Genomic DNA, 19,106 nt, shown 5'->3' on the forward strand with positions numbered 1-19,106 from the left:
TTTAAAGTAAAAAAACTTCCATCTGAATGAATTTTTCTTTTTTCAATATACTGTTCCCCTATCTTTTATTTCGTAAAATGAATAAGAATCATTTTCAAAATATATTTTTATGAAATAAGATTCTCTCAATGTCGTTTTCATGAAAATTGTTCATCTCGTAACATGTAAAGGAATATTTTATGCCTCAAATAGATCTTATTATTTTTGATTGTGACGGAGTTCTCGTCGACTCTGAATATCTTGCAGCAAAAATTGGATCTCAATTGCTCAAACAAACAGGATATGAAATCTCACCCGAAGAATTGAGTGAACGTTTTGCAGGGCTTATCTTTCGTGATATTCTTAAACAAGTTGAACAGGAAACAGAAAAACCAATTTCTGCTCATCTCATAGATCAGATGTCAAATATTTTTCGTACACAAATAAAAACTGAATTACGTGCTCTTGATGATGTAAGAGAAGCAGTAGAACTTATTCAAACACGTCATCCCTACTGTATCTGCTCTAATGCAAAAAGCGTAGATATAAAAGAGATGCTCACTACGGTTGATCTCTATGACCTTTTTGGAGGTAAAATATTTTCAGCACCTGAAGTTGGAACAAAAAGAACGAAACCGGCCCCTGATGTCTTCCTTTTTGCCGCACAACAATTACAGGCAGAGCCCCAAAACACTATCGTTATAGAAGATTCACTTCATGGTGTACATGCGGCCAAAGCAGCAGGCATGCGTGTCATCGGCTTTACGGGAGGATCACATAGCTATCTTGGCCACTCTAATGCACTTGCAGAAGCTGGTGCAGAAACAGTTATTGCAAAACATGCTCATTTAGGAGAAGTCTTAGAAGCAATGGCAGTATGGCGAGATCTATTATAAGAAATCTCTTGAATATATCAGTTTGTAAACTCTTGTAAGAAGCACTTTTATTCAAATGTCCTTCTCTTCTCGCTGCTCCTTTTATAATAACTTCAATAAATGCGTAATTCACGACACGGGTGAATTGCATCTCAATGTGAAAGAAAAATATAGCACCTCATTGAGATCATAAGTCTGTTAACCATTGCACGTGCTTTAAAAAAAAGCAAAAAACAGGGGTGCAAACTCATAAAAATTAAACCCTGCTTATCTATCTCAAATCCGACATCCCACTCCCAACCACAGCAGCTCATCCTGATAAATTATGAGATTTGTCAAAAAAGGAATATCACAACTCCCTACCGATAAGATGTGAAAATCGCTATGCCTCCTTCATCTGATCAAAGAAATCACATGTCATAGTAAAATTGTATGGTATGTGCGCCTTAATCATGGAGAAACATATTAAAATTCGCAGAACCTATGGAACCAAGAGTTTGTTGAAAACAACAAAAGCACCCCTGCTGAGTTATAAGGGCTTATACTTCCTTAATCTAAATTTAGTAAACTTGTTGAACGTTTATTTATATTGCTGTTTAAACAATATTTTAACTGCATCAATAAGTCCTGCCTCTCTGAAATTACAAAAGATAAAGAAAAGACATCCTAACAAAAGGGTGTTATTGCATAGAAAAATTCCATACCACGCAATTGATAAGCAATATATTGATTTACAACAATAAACTAGCGTTATTTAAATTAAAAAACAAATATCTTAAGAAGCTCTCATTTCAAATCTGGATATGTTGAATCAATGAAAAATAAGGAATTAAAATGCCTCTTAATGAATTATTTCAAGTGCCAAAGACTGTGTTGTAATATGAGGAACGCGCAAAATGTATGATGGTGCCATTTTCCTCCTTTATAAACGTAAAGATGGTGATGCCCTATGACTTTTATATTATAGGGGGTTATCATTATAATACTATAAAAATCATAAGGCATCATTATGAAATAGGCTTAAAATCCTTGAGAAAGTTTTTTTAAACAAGCACATAAATATGAAATAGTATTGAATGACGTAAAGAGATAGCAGCAAGCTTCAAATTTTTTTGAGAGCACTTCATAGACTTTTTTAATAGGCAATGAAACCAGACCTTTTGGAAAACAATCCAACTTTTTAAAAATACTCTTTCTAAAAAATAAAAACATCTTTTCAGGTTGGATAGAAGAAAATGTTGAAAAATATTATCCCTTGCTGGTCTTTCGGCACGCATAAATATGTCTGAATTGATATTCTTCTATACACTGTCTTGCACCGTGGTAATGCTGTTCACCTTAGTGAAAAAGATGAAAGATAATATCATTTATCTCTATCCAACTCACACTCTACTTCACACTATAAGAGAACTGTACATCTTTTAGGATCTATAACATAAAAGTAGATATAATTAAAAATAACTATTGAATAAACCATCTACAGAATACATATTCTATAATAATAACTATTTATAACATTCCTATAGCGAATAAAATTTATAGAATTTTCCTTAATACATTAATTATTAAGAATATCTTCATGAACAAATCACCATTTTTATATATTTTTATTACAAAATAGATAATAAAAATATAATTTATATATTTATTTCATAAAAAATTTTAATAAATTGTATTGTATCTAAATTTATTAAAATAATATCAATTATATTAATTATATTATTAAGACTTATTAAAAATAATATTAATATTATTTTATAATAAGATACGATATTTAGGTATTATTTTATATAATTATATCATAATGAAATATTTAAAATATGTCTTACAATATTATAAATTATATTAATACTATATGATAATTATAAAATAACATATATCAATACATATATAAATTCTAAAAAATATTTTTTGTAATTATCAGTGTTACTTTTTTACAATAATTTTTATAAAAACTATCGTTTTATTTTTAATATGTGTTTTTAATATTGACTAAAAATACATAATGACATAAGATTATTATCTATAAAGTAAATTATGTGCACATATTGTATGTTTAATTGTATATCTAAATTAAAAATATTTGAGGTAAAGTTATGGTAAAATTATTTAAAAATTATGTCTTAAGCATTTTTATAACAAGCGCTTTTTTTCTTTCACAAACCATAAATGTTAATGCAAACTATTTAAAAAAAGAGGTTCCAAAAGAAGAGTTTTCTATTGCCCTAATGGAACAAGTAAAGAATGTGAAATCTGACGCAGTTTCTATGACTGCTTTCCATGTTCCATCTGTAAGTTATGGAACAGAAAATGGGACAACCTTTGAAGGAAAAGTTGAAAAGGTTATTGAACCCATGACTGTAGGAGTGGGACTATTGTTCGCTGGATATACAATAAGTTTTATAGGATCGATAATAAGTTGGATAAAGGACATAGTATTGATGTTCAAGTAATTCAATCTATTGTATAAATATAGAATATATAGCTTCATTATGTTGTTATTAATTATTATAAATTTATTACATAATGAATCTTATATTACTATAACTATAAATGCTGTAAATTACATCAAAAAATCCAAAATATAATTTTACACATATATATTGAATAGTATAAAGTATTTGAGGTAAATGAATGATTAAATTTTTTAAAAATTATATGTTAAGTATTTTTATAATATCTGCTTTTTACATTTCACAGACTGTAAGTGTACATGCCAACTATTTGCAAAACAATATTCATCGTGAGAATAGTTTTATTTCTGTAACAGAACAGAACAGAAAGGATGCAATCAGTACGGTTTCTTTCTATACACAAAATCTAAATCGTGGTATGAAAAATGAAATTACCATTGAAGGAAAATTTGAAAAAGTCGTTGAACCTCTTACACTCGGGACTTTTGGTATTGGGATGGCTCTTGGTTATGCATCAAGTACGGTAGGTATGTTTTTAGGATGGATAATCAGCAAAATAATATCCTATTTTAAATCTCGTTAAAATTGAAATTTTATAAGCATAAGATCTTCTCATATAAAATATAAACTATAGATACATTCTGTTTTTATCTATTATTAATGATAAAAAACTAATGAATTATCACATTAAGCATGAAGAAATCTTTAAATACTTCTGTTTCTTTCAATGGGCACTAATTCTGTCAATGTATCAATTTATCCTAAAACAACAGTAAAAGTATTGGAGGTAAATGATGATTAAAGTATTGAAAAACTACGTATTAAATATTTTTATAGCGGTCGCTTTTTTGCTTTCACAAGTTATAAATGTTCATGCCAATCATTTGAAAAATGATGCTCCATGGGAAGCTATTTCTTTCATGGAACAAGGGGAGACAAAAATGATCAATATAGCTGCTCTTTATGTACCGAGTTTCACTCATAAAACAAAAAGTGAATCTGCCATTGAGGGAAAATATGAAAAAGTATTTGAACCCATTACTCTAGGAGTTTTTTCTACAATGGGAGCTTTGGGATTTGGATTTTTGACCGGATCTGTTATGTCCATATTTAGTGCGATAATCGGATGGGCAATAGGAAAAATTAAAGGCAAATAATTCAAAGCTGCTCAGTTATTTGTTCTATTTTTAATAAGGGTATTTTACAGCCTGCTTCACATCATTTGGCAGGCTGTTTTTATGCTTTCTATGGATAAACTTTAGGTTCCCATATGTATAGCACAAATATAATATCTATTAGTATACAAAATGATCAATTAAACTCAACAAAGATTATTTAAAATATACATTTATGCACGAAATGTCATAAATTTACCTTATAAATCCTCCAGTATGAATCTGGGAATGTATCAGCTCAACATTCATTTTAGAAGATTTATTTTTCATAAAGTATAAAAGCATAAAATAACTATGAACAATTGAATTTTACAAAAAAGTTATTCAATAAATACTATTCTATATATTTGATTTCATTATTGAGGAAGGTACATAAGTGAAAACACGCTGTAAAATTTATAATAGAAAGAAATTTTTCGATTATAACAGATTTTCTGTGAAAATGTGGCGTTTATATCTCAAAAATAAAAATGCTTAAAACTATTTCTTTTCATTATTGAGTTAAAAAGAAGAAAATAAACTTCTATCCATTTAATAATTTAAATATTATGAAAAACGTAAAATGAATGGCTGCATCAATTTGCCAGAAATAAAAAAGGATAAGACTTATGAAATATATCAGCACGAGAGGTGAATCTCCTGCTTTAAGCTTTACGGAAACTATCATGACAGGGTTGGCGAGTGATGGTGGACTTTATCTTCCAGATAAATTTCCGCAATTATCATTTGATGCGTTACGAACACTTCGTGGACAATCCTATACAGAAATTGCTAAAACTATTCTTTGGCCCTTTGTGAATAACGAGATCGAGTATACAGCCTTTGAAAATATAATCGCTGAATCTTATGCAACCTTTCACCATCCAGCAATCTGTCCATTACGACAAACTAAAGCAGATGAATTTATCCTTGAACTCTTTCACGGACCTACTTTAGCTTTTAAAGATGTCGCAATGCAGTTTCTTTCTCGGCTTATGGATTATATTTTGACTAAAAAAAATAGACGTGCAACGATTGTTGCTGCAACATCGGGTGATACAGGGGGGGCTGCAATACAAGCTTTTGCTGGAAAAGAACATTCAGATATTTTTATTTTATTTCCTAAAGGACGAGTCTCACCTGTTCAACAACGGCAAATGACAACCAATCAATGTTCCAATGTTCATGCCATTGCCATTGAAGGAAATTTTGATGATTGCCAAGCTCTTGTCAAAGTAATGTTTAATGATCATAATTTTCGTAAAAAAACAGCGCTTTCAGGTGTTAATTCTATAAATTGGGCGCGTATCATGGCGCAAATTGTTTACTATTTTTCATCCGCTCTTTCCTTAGGTGCACCTGATAGAGCTGTTTCCTTTACTGTTCCTACCGGAAATTTCGGTGATATTTTTGCAGGTTATGTCGCTGCTCGTATGGGATTACCCATTGCTCAACTGATCATTGCAACGAACGATAATGACATCCTTGCACGTACATTGACCAGCGGTACTTACGAAACACAACCAATCGTCCATACAACATCACCTTCTATGGATATTCAAATCTCATCTAATTTTGAACGTTTACTCTTTGAAAGTAGCAATCGTGATCCAATGTGGATTCGCAATGCAATGGAAAATTTGAAAAAAATGGGGGTCTTTTCTCTTGATGAAAAACATCTCAAAAATATTCGTTCCCTATTTTCCGCTGGGACAAGCAACATGGATGAAACAGCACAAACAATTGATAGTGTCTATAAGGAAAGTGGCTATCTTATTGATCCACATACAGCTGTCGCCCTTAAAGTAGCGCGTGAAAACAAAAAACAGCATATTCCAATGATCGTCCTTGCCACAGCTCATCCAGCTAAATTTCCTGATACTCTCAAAAGTGCTTGTGGACTTCATGCCCCATGCCCCCCCCATCTCAATGATGTAATGGAACGCGAAGAACACTTTATAAGTCTTGCTAATGATGAAAAAATAGTAAAAAATTATATTTCTTTAAAATCGCATGCATCTTATTAAAGTTAGCAGCATTAATTTAAATCAAGAATATTCTAATGCCCTTAACAATGAGGTATTTAGCTTTTTAATGGAGTTGTAAATACATGGATGTAGATATCTGTCGCCTAAATAATGGTTTGACTATAGCCACACATACAATGCAACAAATTGATAGTGTTGCCCTCGGAATATGGGTTAAAGTGGGCTCACGCAATGAAACCTCCACACAGCATGGTATTGCCCATCTACTTGAGCATATGGCTTTTAAAGGAACCGAAAATCGTAGCGCTTTTCAAATTGCAACCGATATTGAAGATGTTGGCGGTGAAATTAATGCCACAACCGGTATTGAAACAACAGCTTACTTTGCACGTGTACTTAAAAGCGATATCCCGCTTGCTATCGATATTTTAGCCGATATTTTGATGCATTCAAAATTTAACGAAGATGAACTAGAACGAGAAAAACAAGTCATTTTTCAGGAAATTGGTGCCGCGCATGACACTCCTGATGATATTGTTTTTGATCACTTTACAGAAACAGCCTTTCGTCATCAATCCCTTGGTCGCTCTATTTTAGGAACAGCTAAAACTATTCAATCATTTACATCTACTGATCTCCATGATTTCATCAATAAACAATATAGTGCAGATCGTATGATTGTCGTTGCAGCTGGAGCTGTAAAACACGAAAGTTTCTTGCGAGAAGTTGAAAGTCGTCTTGGTACTTTTCGCTCTCATTCAACCGCACCTCTTATTAATCTTGCAAATTATGTCGGCGGCGACTTTCGTGAGTATCGTGATTTAATGGATACACAAGTTGTTCTAGGGTTTGAAGGGCGTGCTTATCACGCGCGTGATTTTTATGCAGCCCAAATTCTTTCAATTATTCTTGGTGGTGGTATGTCCTCACGTCTTTTTCAAGAAGTAAGAGAAAAACGTGGATTATGCTATTCTATTTATGCTTTTCATTGGGGATTTTCAGATACTGGGCTTTTTGGTGTTCATGCAGCTACTGGACAAGAGGGGCTCAAAGAGCTCCTTCCTGTGATTCTTGATGAACTTTCCAAGGTCGGCAAAAATACTCACGCCAATGAACTTCAACGAGCACAAACACAATATCGTGCTAATCTTGTAATGTCACAGGAAAATCCCTCTAGTCAAGCACATCTCATTGCACGCCAAATACTCCTTTACGGTCGCCCCATTCCAATATCGGAAACAATTGAACGCCTCAATCTCATCACTCCTACAAGATTAACTGATTTAGCGCATCGTCTTTTTACAAATTCCACTCCAACACTAACCGCTGTAGGACCTGTAGGACCCCTCATGAATTTTGATGATTTAACGTCAACTCTTTCATACAAGCTAAAATAAAAAACTACTTTTCAAAGCAGCATCACAATAACATAAACATATTTTATCATAAAATTTACCACAAAAGCTCTCCTCATTAAATAAGTTTTGGAAATATTGGGCAAAGAGGTGTACAAAACTACCCAATTCATACTTCATGTGATAAAGATTCTAATCAGTAAAGATATATCCGTGAAATATGGAAATTCATGGTTTAACTTTGCCCTTTTAAAATATAAAACTTCATTCGCTTCAGGTTCCATTGAAGCAGATGGGTATGTGGTCTATTTGTATATAAAATCACATAACTTAAGAAAAAGTGATAACAATTTATTATGTAAATAAATTATAAAAGGTGGACGTTTTTTCTCAAAAATCGAAATGAAAATTAAACATCCTAAAATATTGAGAGTGGGACATTGTGAAGAGTTTGCGTAAAATAATTGACATCATTTTCATTGTAGTCGTTAGTTCTTTTGTCCATCTTACATTAGCACAAGCAATTGAACCAGTTAAAATTTCTTCTCAGGATGCTGCTCTTGATCTCTCAAAAGCAATTGAAATTCACCATACAAACAATTCTATTTTTCAAACAAGTACAGCACCAGGACCAGATGGTATTGTATGGCGTATTGAAGTGCAGGCAAAAAATGAAAAATTTTCCGGAAATTGGGCCGTTTTTTCTCTTGCAAATCCAACAGATGAACAAGTTGATCGTCTCATCGTTGCCCCCCATTACCGCATGGCACGTTCTGGATTTTTTTGGCCAGACCTTGGATCATCAAGGATTCAATCCATAACGCCAAGCGAAGGTTTTTCCCTCGATCGTCAACTTAGTGCAAACTCTGATATCTTTCGTATTACCCTTAACCCTGGTGCTGTTATTACATTTGTGGCCGAACTTAACTCTGCAAATCTACCGCAAATCTATTTATGGCAACCTGAAGCTTATAAAGATGCAATTAATTCTTATACGCTTTATCATGGTATTCTTCTTGGGATATCAGGTCTTTTAGCGCTTTTGTTAACTGTTCTCTTCGTCGTCCGTGGAACAGGGCTGTTTCCTGCAACAGCTGCTGTTGCTTGGGCAGTACTTTTTTATATTGGTATTGACTTCAATTTTTTAAATAAATTCTTTGCTGTTACACTCACAACCCAACCAATCTGGCGTGCTGGTACAGAAGTAGCACTTACTGCTACACTCTTCATTTTTCTTTTTACCTATCTCAGCCTTAACCGCTGGCATTATCATTTTAGTTACGGGGCTATCGCTTGGACCATTGCCTTTTGCAGTCTAGGAGCCTTTGCTATTTATGATCCCATCAGAGCCGCTGGAATTGCGCGTTTGTCTTTTGGCCTTACCGCTGTGCTTGGTATAATATTAATCATCTATTTCTCAATCAGAAGCTATGACCGCGCCATTATGCTTATTCCAACATGGTTGCTCATTAGCTTTTGGTGTGTTGGAGCCTATGCCTGCATAGCTGGACATTTAAACAATGATATTATCCAGCCAGCATTAGCGGGGGGATTAGTGCTCATTGTTCTTCTCATTAGCTTTACTGTCCTGCAACAAACTTTTTCTAATGACGCTTTCCATGAAGGAATATTTTCCGACCTTGAACAACAAGTACTGGCAGCAAAGGGAGCTGGAAATATTATTTGGGATTGGAATATTGAGCGTGACCGTATTGTTGTACATCCAAACATGGCAACCCTTTTTGGTACTGAAATTCATAACCTCAATGGACCTATGCGCAACTGGATTTCAGCCTTGCACCATGATGATCGTGAACGCTTTCAAGCCGTATTGGATATCATTCTTAAAAATAAAAAAGGGCGCATTGATCAAATTTTTCGGCTTTCTTCCGGTGGTGGTTATTATCATTGGTTTTCTCTTCGTGCACGTCCGGCTATGCAAAAAGATGGAAAAATCACACGTGTCATTGGAACCATTGTCAATATTACTAACCATAAAAAATCCGAAGAACGCTTATTGCATGATGCAATCCACGACAGCTTAACCGGACTTCCTAACCAACAAATTTTCTTTGATAGACTACAAAATTATACCTCTTTAGCGAAAGCAAATATCAAAATTAGACCAACCGTCTTTATGATTGATTTTGATAATTTTCGCCAAATTAATCGCAAATTAGGTATCGCTGTTGGGGATACTGTACTTCTTATAATTGCACGTCGTTTAAATCGTCTCATTAATTTTCAAGATACCTTATCGCGCCTTTCTGCAGACCGCTTTGCAATTATTTTACTCAGTGAAACAGAACCACAAAAAATTGCAGCATTTGCAGATCATTTGCACAAAACAATTTCAGCACCTATTTCACTTTCAGAAAATAAAATAATCCTTTCAACCTCTATCGGATTGGTTACATGGAGTGAAAGTCGATCAACTGCTAAAGATATTTTTAATGATAGTGAATTAGCAATGATTCGCGCAAAACAAATGGGGGGAAATCATATTGAACCTTTTCGTCCTAATTTTCGCACTCTGGGTCTCGAACATAATACTCTGGAGAAAGATGTTCATTATGCAATAAAACGTAATGAGATGAAAATCCTCTACCATCCTATTCTTAATTTATCAGACGGACATATTATTGGTTTTGAAACAATTGTAGAATGGCATCATCCCACTTATGGAAATTTAAATGTCTCTGATTTCATAAAAATCGTAGAAAATGAACAAATTGTTATGGATTTGTCACAATTTATCATTGATAATGCCATTATCGATCTTATAAATGTACAAGAAAAGTTTTCCCAACAATCTTTCTTTATTTCAATTAATTTACCAAGCGCAGAAATGATTCATCCTCGTTTTATCAGTCAATTGCGTGCCGCTTTGCTTCGGCATCCGCTCCACAAAGGACGCTTAATGATTGAAATATCTGAATTTGTCTTAAGAAAAAATCCTGAACAATCAGCGCACTTTCTTGAACAAATTAAAATACTTGGAATGAATCTTGCACTCGATAATTTTGGAACAGGTTATTCGTCTCTGACCTATCTTGTACGTTATCCATTTGATATGGTTAAACTTGATCGCTCACTTATCTCAATCGACTCTCTCAAGAAGAAACTTGTTCTCAAGTCTATCATTAATATGGCAACAGATCTTAACTTGCAAATTATTGCAGAAGGTGTAGAAAGTGAAAAAGAAGCAATCTTCCTCCGTCAAGAAGGCTGTAAATATGTTCAAAGCACACTTGTCACGAAACCAATTACCATAGAAGAATTAATCACTCTCGTTCAGAGCCATTTCCCTTATAAAATAAAAACATAAGGAATAGAATAACGTGTAAAGTTAAAAAACTCAGAAAATAACAAAACTCTATGCATGTCCCATTTCAGAAGCAAGATAGGTTGGATTGATCCCCATGCGCGTTAAGCTTTCGTCATACTTGCGACTTAAATCACTTTCAAAAAGAAAACTAGGTGATGTAGAACTGATTAGCCAACCATTCGTAGAAATTTCAGCCTCAAGTTGTCCTGCTTTCCATCCAGCATAGCCTAATGCTACTAGTGCATGCTGCGGACCTTGTTCACAGCTAATCGCTTTTAATATATCAATTGTCGCAGTAAAACAGACCTTCTCTGCAATAAAAACAGTTTCTTCACAAGCATAATCATCTGAATGAAGGACAAAACCACGTGAAGGATCAACAGGACCACCATAGCGAACTGGAAAATTTTTTATCGGTTCAGAAAGACATTTTTTTTTGCCACTGTCTATTACTCCTAAGTGAAGCAAAAGCTCTGGAAAATCAATATGGTGTAATTGATTGAGAATAATGCCCATCGCACCAGCATCAGAATGCGCGCAAATATAAATAACAGAACGAATAAAGCGTTTGTCATTCATTCCAGGCATTGCTATGAGTAATTGACCATCCAAAAAGCCATTACACTGCTTCATTAATCTGTTATTCTCCATAATTTACATGATAAAAGTTTGTTCATTTAGTACACTAGGAAAATAAAACTCCAATGAAAAAAAGTCATATATTTACAAATTTACAAAATATCGCAACTTTCTTTTATAAAAAGCTTTTAGTTACTTTATGCTTAACATTCTTAGTTTTAAAATTACTTAACATTCCTGTAAATGCTCAAACAGAACAAAAACTCCAGCTTTTCGCAACATCTTGGTATGAATCAGAGGGTGGCCGTATCCGATTAGCAATCACTGAACCTTCTCTTTCTGGAATAAGAGAAGGTATTATTGAAATTGTGCTTAAACCAGGATGGAAAACTTACTGGCGTAATCCAGGTAATTCTGGCATGGCACCATTTTTTAATTTCAATCAACACGTTTCTTATGAAATCTTTTATCCGACGCCACAGCTTTTTGAAACAGAAAATGATTGGTCATTAGGCTATAAAGATAAAGTGACATTGCCCTTCAATCTTTCTAGTTCAAGCAAAAATTTAAGTGGGGCTTTCACTCTCGGACTATGTAATAAAATCTGTCTTCCATTGACTATTAACTTTGATTTTTCGCCATCTGTTCTTAAAAACAAACATCTTCCCCTTTCCTTCTTAAAAAATGCCCAAGATTCTTTGCCTCGCATGATGCAGAATGCACTCAAAATAAGCGCCGAAAAAAATAACAATACTCTTCTTCTAAAAATAAAAAATAACGACAAAACAACTCCTTCCTCTCTCTTTTTAGATGGAGGAGAAATGCAAATTGGAGCAGCAAAAAAAGTCAGTGATAACGCGAAATATACGCTCTTTAGTGCTCCAATCTATTTCGTACCAGAAGAAATAAACCAAAAAATTTTTTACACTGTTTCTTTTAAAGATCACGCCTTAAGTGGAACATTCATATTTCATACGCAGCCCCCCTCTCTTACAACTCCGTGATAAAAGAGAAAGGCTCTCAAACAGCAATTATGCTGGAAAATGTCCATTGTTGCGATATTGCGTAATTGCTTTGCGAGCAAGTGCATCAGCGCGTTCATTTTCTGGATGTCCCGCATGCCCTTTTACCCAGTGCCACCTGACTGTATGACAAGAACAAACATCCTCAAGAGCTTGCCATAGCTCCATATTTTTAACAGGATTTTTTGATGCGGTGCGCCAATTATTCTTTTTCCAATCCTCAATCCACTTAGATATCCCATTACGCACATAAACTGAGTCTGTATAAAGGTCGACCAAACAGGGCTCTTTAAGCGCCTTTAATGCACAAATTGCCGCCATGAGTTCCATTTGATTGTTTGTCGTATGGACCTTACCGCCATAAAGCTCGCGTTCATGACCATTCCAGCGTAAAATTGCCCCCCACCCTCCAATTCCAGGATTCCCTGAGCAAGCACCATCTGTATAAATTTCAACGACTTTTTGTTGAGTTGCCATAAAATTTAAAAACCTAATTCACTTAGCGAATTTACATTACTGAAAAAACAAAGCTTTTGCCAATATTCCCATGGATCTTTCTTAATAACAAAGCTATTAGGAGGTGTATTAAACCAATCATATAGACGTGTGAGTAAGAAACGTAGAGATGCACCACGAGCTAATAAAACCATCTTGTCCAATTCTAAAGGGATCAATGGTCTTATTTTTTGATAATTTTCCAATAACTTACGTGCTTTGGTAAGATTATAGGAATGATCAGGCTCAAAGCACCAAGCATTTAAACAGATCGCTAAATCATAAGCAAAAAAGTCATTACAAGCAAAATAGAAATCTATCATCCCAGAAAGACGATGATTCACAAAAAAAACGTTATCATTAAATAAATCCGCGTGAATAATACCTGTTGGTAAATTTAATGGCCAGTTTTCTTGTAAAAAAACCAATTCCCACTCAATTTTTTGTCCAAATTCTTTTAATAATGCATCTTCTTTTGTTTGACAACGTTGCCACAATACCTGCCAATCCATAACAGAAAGAGTATTTTTACGACTGAGTGTAAAATCCTGTCCTGCTAAATGCAATTGTGCTAATCCCATCCCCACTTCACCACAATGATCTATATTGGGCTGGCGGATCCACTCTCCTTCCAGAAAAGTAATAATAGCAGCAGGACGTCCTGCTAGTTCACTGATCATCATGCCATCATTTTGAATAACGGGTTGAGGACAAGGAATTCCACGCTGTCCTAAATGCTGCATTAAGCTACAAAAAAAAGGTAAATCATCTTTTGAAATACGCTTTTCATAAAGTGTTAGAATAAATCGTCCTTGTGTTGTCTCCAACATAAAATTAGAATTTTCAATCCCCTCCTTTATACCTTGATAAGACAAAAGTGACCCTATTGCGTAACCTGTTAAAAACGCTTTTAAATCATTTGGATGAATATCTGTATAAACGGCCATTATTCTGCTTTCGTTTTAGACATGTCTGTATTTTGATGTTCATTTTTTGTACTATTTTCTTGACCATTAACAAAAGCCATATCTTGAGACGTTAAAATGATATCACGTAATTCGCGACTCACTAAAAATTTTTCCGTTTCTACCACTGTTTCAGCCAATTCTATTGTGACATCATAACGCTCACGAAATGCTGAAATAATTTCATCAATAATAATTTCAGGAGCGGAAGCCCCTGCTGAAAGACTGACAACAGAAAGAGCTTTTAGGTTTTCAAAATTAATTTCATCAGCGCGCTGAACTAAAATAGCTTGTCGCGCACCAGACTTTTCAGCAACCTCGACTAAACGTCGCGAATTAGAAGAATTTGGTGCTCCAACAATCAAAAACAAATCACTCCCTTTTGCCGCGGCTTTAACCGCATCTTGTCGATTCGTTGTCGCATAGCAAATTGACTCAGCCGCTGGGGCTGCTAATGTAGGAAAACGTTGTTGTAATATATCGATAATTCCTGCAGTATCTTCAACAGAAAGCGTTGTTTGTGTCACAAATCCTAATTTATCTGGATCCCTTGGTTGATAATGCAAAGCATCTTCTATCGTTTCAATGAGCGTCACAGCCCCTTCTTCAAGCTGTCCCATCGTTCCTATCACCTCAGGATGACCAGCATGACCAATCAATATAACATGACGACCGTGACGTTGATGCCGTATCGCTTGTTTGTGAACTTTCGAGACCAACGGACATGTTGCATCAAGATAAAACAAATTATAGCGTTGTGCTTCTTTTGATACAGATTTTGGTACACCATGGGCAGAAAAAACAACCGGTTGAGTGCGATATTCTTCTGGAATCTCATCAAGTTCTTCAACAAAAACAGCTCCCCGTTGCTGCAATCCCTCAACCACATAGCGGTTATGTACAATTTCATGACGAACATACACTGGAACACCATACTTTTTTAATGCAAGAAGAACAATCTGGATAGCACGATCAACCCCTGCACAAAATCCACGTGGACCACAAAGACGTATCGTTAAAGGAGGAAGTCCAGACATAAATCATCCTTAATCTCTATAGCTTTAGTATCATAATCAAACAACTTATCCTTATGCACGAATAATCAATGCAAAAAAACGTGCAATACCATCTTTTACATAAAAACATACTTTATAGTATCTTCTTGTAGGAAAGCTCTTTTAAAATTTGTTTTTTATATTTTCACGCTCCTAAAGAGCGATAAAATACCAAACAAGAGATTCAATCAAAAGAACCCCAAAGATAGCTGCCAAATAAAGTAATGAAAAGAAAAATAGTTTTTTTGCCATCAAAATAGTTTCATTATGTGTATCAGCTTTCCACAAACGATAGGCAAAATAAATAAAGATAATGCTTAAAATTGTTGAAAAAATACCATAAAAAATTCCGCTAAGACCAGTAAAGCAAGGAGCAGCAGCACACAATGCCATCAAAATAGCATAAAATAAAATCTGTTTTTTTGTTGAATGTTCACCTCGTACATTAGGCATCATAGGGATACCTGCAGCCTCATAATCAAGAGATGAAAATAAAGAAAGAGCCCAAAAGTGAGGGGGGGTCCACATAAAAATGATTAAAAATAATAAAAAGCTATTAATACTCACTGTCCCTGTTGTCACGGCCCATCCAATCATTGGTGGAAAAGCCCCAGAAGCACCACCAATAACAATATTTTGTGGTGTGATACGCTTTAACCAAATTGTATAGATAACGACATAAAAGAAAATCGTAAACGCAAGAAAAAATGCCGCAAACCAATTAATGAAGCTCCCCATAACCAATACCGAGAGCATAGAAAGAACCATGCCAAAAATAAATGCCCTTTGAGAGCTGATTTTACCCATGGGAATAGGACGCTTTTTAGTCCGTTCCATCACAGCATCAATGTCAGCATCATACCACATGTTCAGTGCTCCCGCACCACCGCCACCAGCAGCAATACATAAAATTGCTAAAAAACCATACCACGGATTGATAGGAACAGGCGATACAAGCAAACCAACCAGAGCCGTAAAGACCACAAGAGACATAACACGTGGCTTTAATAATGTGATGTAATCACCAATACCGGATTTTGGTGGCGTTGATTTACCATTCACAACCGATAACTCTTCTGAAACTGACATTCCACTCAAAGCTCTTTTCCATTTCTGTCATTCACAAACCCAATATTATCTGACAAATATTATCTAGCGTATGGAAATGACCAATTAAGACCAATCGTATTTTTGAGAAAATATGAAATATCTCTTTCGCACGTATCCCCTAAAAGTAAATGGAAATATTGGCAATAAAAATACATTTTTTCAATCAACGTTCTCTCCACATTACAAATGTATCATAAAAATATATCATATGAATTAATATATTTGGGTAAATACTGATTTTGTGTTATGGTTTTTTATGGGGAATTCATTTTTTTATGTAAATCTATGCATGGTTTTGGGTGTTGAGTCGGATAGGATTTTCTGTGATACTTTATAAATTACTCAAAAAAACTTTTTTTATTGGTGCTGTTCTTTACACACTTTATAGTAGTTTTATCAGTCATGCATTTGCACAAACACCCTATGCACAAGATGTCCCTGCTCCACAAACCTATGGTGCATGGACAAAGGTTTGTGCTCTACCACCAGGTACCCCTAATATGCAGTGTGAAGTTGTACAAAACGTCCATACACAAGGTCGTCATGATATTACCCTCCGCGTTACCTTTTATAAACTTCCTCAAAAGCAAGGCGCTTTGATGCGTGTTTTTGTTCCGATTCGCGTTGAGTTACGTCCTGGTGTTGGCATTAAAATTGACGATAAAGATATGGGAAGAATGGAATATCGTCGTTGTCTTGGTGATAATTGTGTTGCTGAAGCTTTTCTGAAAGAAGACATATTACAACTCTTTTTAAAAGGAAAAATGGCAACCTATTTTATCTTCACAACTCCAGAGCAAGGAATTGGAGGTCTGGTTGACCTTCAGGGTCTTAGCGACGCCTATGCAACCTTACCAACATGAATAAAATCGACACACATTGGACAATTAAAATCTCATCGTATATTTTGAGAGCCCCTTAATTTAGATCAATAAAAATCTTCTCATCCCCCGTAAAAATAGGATAATTCTTATGAAATCGCTGATTGATCATTTTGATATTGCTTCCTCTAAAGTGCAGTCTCTTGTACAGGAAACGCTTCATCATGCGGATGATGGCGAACTTTACCTTGAGTATACAGAAAGCGAAGCTCTTTTATTTGATAATGGACAGCTTAAAAACGGCTCTTTCCATCAAGATATGGGGTTTGGTCTGCGTGTCGTTGCTGGAGAAGCTACCGGATATGCACATTCTAATGAATTATCAGCTGCTGCACTCAAGCGTGCTTGTGAAGCAGCTAAAGCTGTTACCTATAATAATCATGCTGGACCTTATAGTGTAGCACCTCAACAAACAAACAAGAGACTTTATCAACCGCATAATCCCCTTGATGCTCCGTCATTTGAAGAAAAAAGTGCTCTTTTGCAAAAAATTGATGCCTATTTACGTACGAAAAATGATAAATTACATCAAGTGACTGTTTCTCTTTCCGGCTCGTTACAACATGTTGAAATTTTACGTGCAGATGGATATTTGGTTCGTGATATTCGTCCACTCGTACGACTTTCTATATCTGTGGTCGCCGCTGAAGGCAATCGACGTGAAAATGGTTTCTATGGATGTGGGGGGCGACAAGCATTTAACCAATTTATTCGTGAAGACAATTGGAAAGAAGCCGCGGATGAAGCCTTACGTATGGCTTTAACAAATTTAGAAGCAGAAGCAGCACCTGCAGGATCTTTTGATGTTGTCTTAGCCAATGGATGGCCTGGCGTTATGCTCCATGAAGCCGTAGGTCATGGTTTGGAAGGTGACTTTAATCGCAAAAAAACATCTGCTTTTGCTGGACTTTTAGGACAACAAGTTGCGGCAAAAGGTGTTACAGTTGTTGATGATGGAACAATTCCACAACGCCGTGGCTCTCTCACTGTCGATGATGAGGGGACGCCTTCAGGATATAACGTTCTCATTGAAGATGGAAAACTCGTTGGTTTTATGCAAGACAGGCTTAATGCACGGCTTATGGGAGGTAAATCAACTGGAAATGGACGGCGTGAATCTTATGCTTATGCACCAATGCCACGAATGACCAATACAATCATGCTAGGAGGAGATAAAACACCTGAAGAAATCCTTTCTTCACTTAAAAGTGGTATCTATGCTGTTTCATTTGGTGGAGGACAAGTTGATATTACTTCTGGAAAATTCGTCTTTGAGTGTACTGAAGCATACCGAGTAGAAAATGGTAAAATTGGTGCACCAATTAAAGGCGCAACTCTTATTGGAAATGGACCGGATGCTATGAAACGTATCACAATGATTGGAAATGATAGTAAACTGGATAATGGTATTGGTATGTGCGGAAAAGCAGGACAAAACGTTCCTGTTGGTGTTGGACAACCTCATCTACGGATTAATAATATGACAATCGGTGGAACTGCGTTGAAGTAAGCTTGCTCATTCCTTCCCAATATTCAATACTGCCCCTTCTCGTTTATCAAGATGGTCTTGTGAAGGATGAATTTTTGCTACAAACATTGATTTATAAAGATAATTGAACGTTATTCATATTTAAATTAGAACCTTGAACACCGTAAGATTCTCTCATTTTAAATTTGTGTCTGTTGAATCAATTAAGATTATTCGTTTGTACGTTACAAGCGGGGGGAGATGCATGGAGTAAAACTGTACAAGAAAGAACTAAAAATACCTATAATGAACCATCTCAAGTGCCAAGAGCTATAGCAACATTAGGAAGTGGCCAATATTACGATGGTGTTTGCTTAAATACACCTTCTTTATGATACATTCGTCTTTTGTATGGAGTAGTGGAGCAACTATCTTTTA

15 protein-coding genes are annotated in these 19,106 nt (G+C 35.1%); 10 read left to right on the forward strand and 5 right to left on the reverse strand.

All coding sequences use genetic code 11. The features are described from left to right. The first annotated feature begins 179 nt into the window (after positions 1-179). The 7 genes from ACFIMW_RS01005 to ACFIMW_RS01035 all read left to right on the forward strand — a co-directional run bounded on the left by ACFIMW_RS01005 (position 180) and on the right by ACFIMW_RS01035 (position 11,093). The gene (locus ACFIMW_RS01005) at positions 180-875 is read left to right on the forward strand and encodes an HAD family hydrolase (protein WP_375607798.1); all 696 of its coding nucleotides are present in this window, start codon (positions 180-182) and stop codon (positions 873-875) included. Between the two features lie 2,075 nt (positions 876-2,950). Then, positions 2,951-3,307, forward strand: coding sequence for a hypothetical protein (locus tag ACFIMW_RS01010; protein ID WP_375607799.1), 357 nt, complete (start codon positions 2,951-2,953; stop codon positions 3,305-3,307). A gap of 181 nt (positions 3,308-3,488) precedes the next feature. Then, positions 3,489-3,851: a hypothetical protein gene (locus ACFIMW_RS01015; protein ID WP_375607800.1), complete on the forward strand. Its 363-nt coding sequence runs from the start codon at positions 3,489-3,491 to the stop codon at positions 3,849-3,851. 211 nt (positions 3,852-4,062) lie between these two features. Then, on the forward strand, positions 4,063-4,425 hold the full coding sequence (locus ACFIMW_RS01020) for a hypothetical protein (protein WP_375607836.1): 363 nt from the start codon (positions 4,063-4,065) through the stop codon (positions 4,423-4,425). A 626-nt stretch (positions 4,426-5,051) separates the two neighbouring features. Next, a complete protein-coding gene (gene thrC / locus ACFIMW_RS01025; protein ID WP_375607801.1) occupies positions 5,052-6,449 on the forward strand; it encodes a threonine synthase in 1,398 nt (465 codons plus the stop codon). A gap of 83 nt (positions 6,450-6,532) precedes the next feature. Next, positions 6,533-7,807, forward strand: coding sequence for a M16 family metallopeptidase (locus tag ACFIMW_RS01030; RefSeq protein ID WP_375607802.1), 1,275 nt, complete (start codon positions 6,533-6,535; stop codon positions 7,805-7,807). Positions 7,808-8,207: 400 nt separating this feature from the next. After that, complete coding sequence (locus ACFIMW_RS01035; protein ID WP_375607803.1) at positions 8,208-11,093, forward strand: EAL domain-containing protein; 2,886 nt, start codon at positions 8,208-8,210, stop codon at positions 11,091-11,093. A 48-nt stretch (positions 11,094-11,141) separates the two neighbouring features. Here the strand turns inward: ACFIMW_RS01035 and ACFIMW_RS01040 are convergent, their stop codons facing one another. Beyond that, positions 11,142-11,726 carry a YqgE/AlgH family protein gene (locus tag ACFIMW_RS01040; RefSeq protein ID WP_375607804.1) on the reverse strand — a complete coding sequence of 195 codons (585 nt, stop codon included), beginning with the start codon at positions 11,724-11,726 and terminating at the stop codon, positions 11,142-11,144. A gap of 71 nt (positions 11,727-11,797) precedes the next feature. Here ACFIMW_RS01040 and ACFIMW_RS01045 point away from each other — a divergent pair, with 71 nt between their 5' ends. After that, on the forward strand, positions 11,798-12,676 hold the full coding sequence (locus ACFIMW_RS01045) for a protein-disulfide reductase DsbD domain-containing protein (RefSeq protein WP_375607805.1): 879 nt from the start codon (positions 11,798-11,800) through the stop codon (positions 12,674-12,676). Between the two features lie 27 nt (positions 12,677-12,703). Here ACFIMW_RS01045 and rnhA read toward each other — a convergent pair whose 3' ends face one another. From rnhA to cyoE, 4 genes are all read right to left on the reverse strand, one after another. Then, entirely contained in the window at positions 12,704-13,171 is a 468-nt protein-coding gene (rnhA, locus tag ACFIMW_RS01050; RefSeq protein ID WP_375607806.1) for a ribonuclease HI, read from the reverse strand. A 5-nt stretch (positions 13,172-13,176) separates the two neighbouring features. After that, entirely contained in the window at positions 13,177-14,136 is a 960-nt protein-coding gene (locus tag ACFIMW_RS01055) for a homoserine kinase (RefSeq protein WP_375607807.1), read from the reverse strand. After that, positions 14,136-15,191, reverse strand: a complete 1,056-nt coding sequence (gene ispH, locus ACFIMW_RS01060) for a 4-hydroxy-3-methylbut-2-enyl diphosphate reductase (RefSeq protein ID WP_375607808.1) — start codon at positions 15,189-15,191, stop codon at positions 14,136-14,138. Before ispH ends, ACFIMW_RS01055 begins: the two co-directional genes overlap by 1 nt. 171 nt (positions 15,192-15,362) lie before the next feature. Next, the gene (cyoE, locus tag ACFIMW_RS01065; RefSeq protein WP_375607809.1) at positions 15,363-16,298 is read right to left on the reverse strand and encodes a heme o synthase; all 936 of its coding nucleotides are present in this window, start codon (positions 16,296-16,298) and stop codon (positions 15,363-15,365) included. Between the two features lie 344 nt (positions 16,299-16,642). On the opposite strand from cyoE, the gene ACFIMW_RS01070 reads away from it, so the two are divergent. Both ACFIMW_RS01070 and tldD read left to right on the forward strand, forming a co-directional pair. Then, positions 16,643-17,182, forward strand: coding sequence for an invasion associated locus B family protein (locus ACFIMW_RS01070; RefSeq protein WP_375606408.1), 540 nt, complete (start codon positions 16,643-16,645; stop codon positions 17,180-17,182). 109 nt (positions 17,183-17,291) lie between these two features. Continuing rightward, positions 17,292-18,710: a metalloprotease TldD gene (gene tldD / locus ACFIMW_RS01075; RefSeq protein WP_375607810.1), complete on the forward strand. Its 1,419-nt coding sequence runs from the start codon at positions 17,292-17,294 to the stop codon at positions 18,708-18,710. Positions 18,711-19,106: the final 396 nt, after the last annotated feature.

The sequence above is a fragment of the Bartonella sp. AC329YNZD genome, assembly GCF_042196685.1.
Lineage (GTDB): Bacteria > Pseudomonadota > Alphaproteobacteria > Rhizobiales > Rhizobiaceae > Bartonella.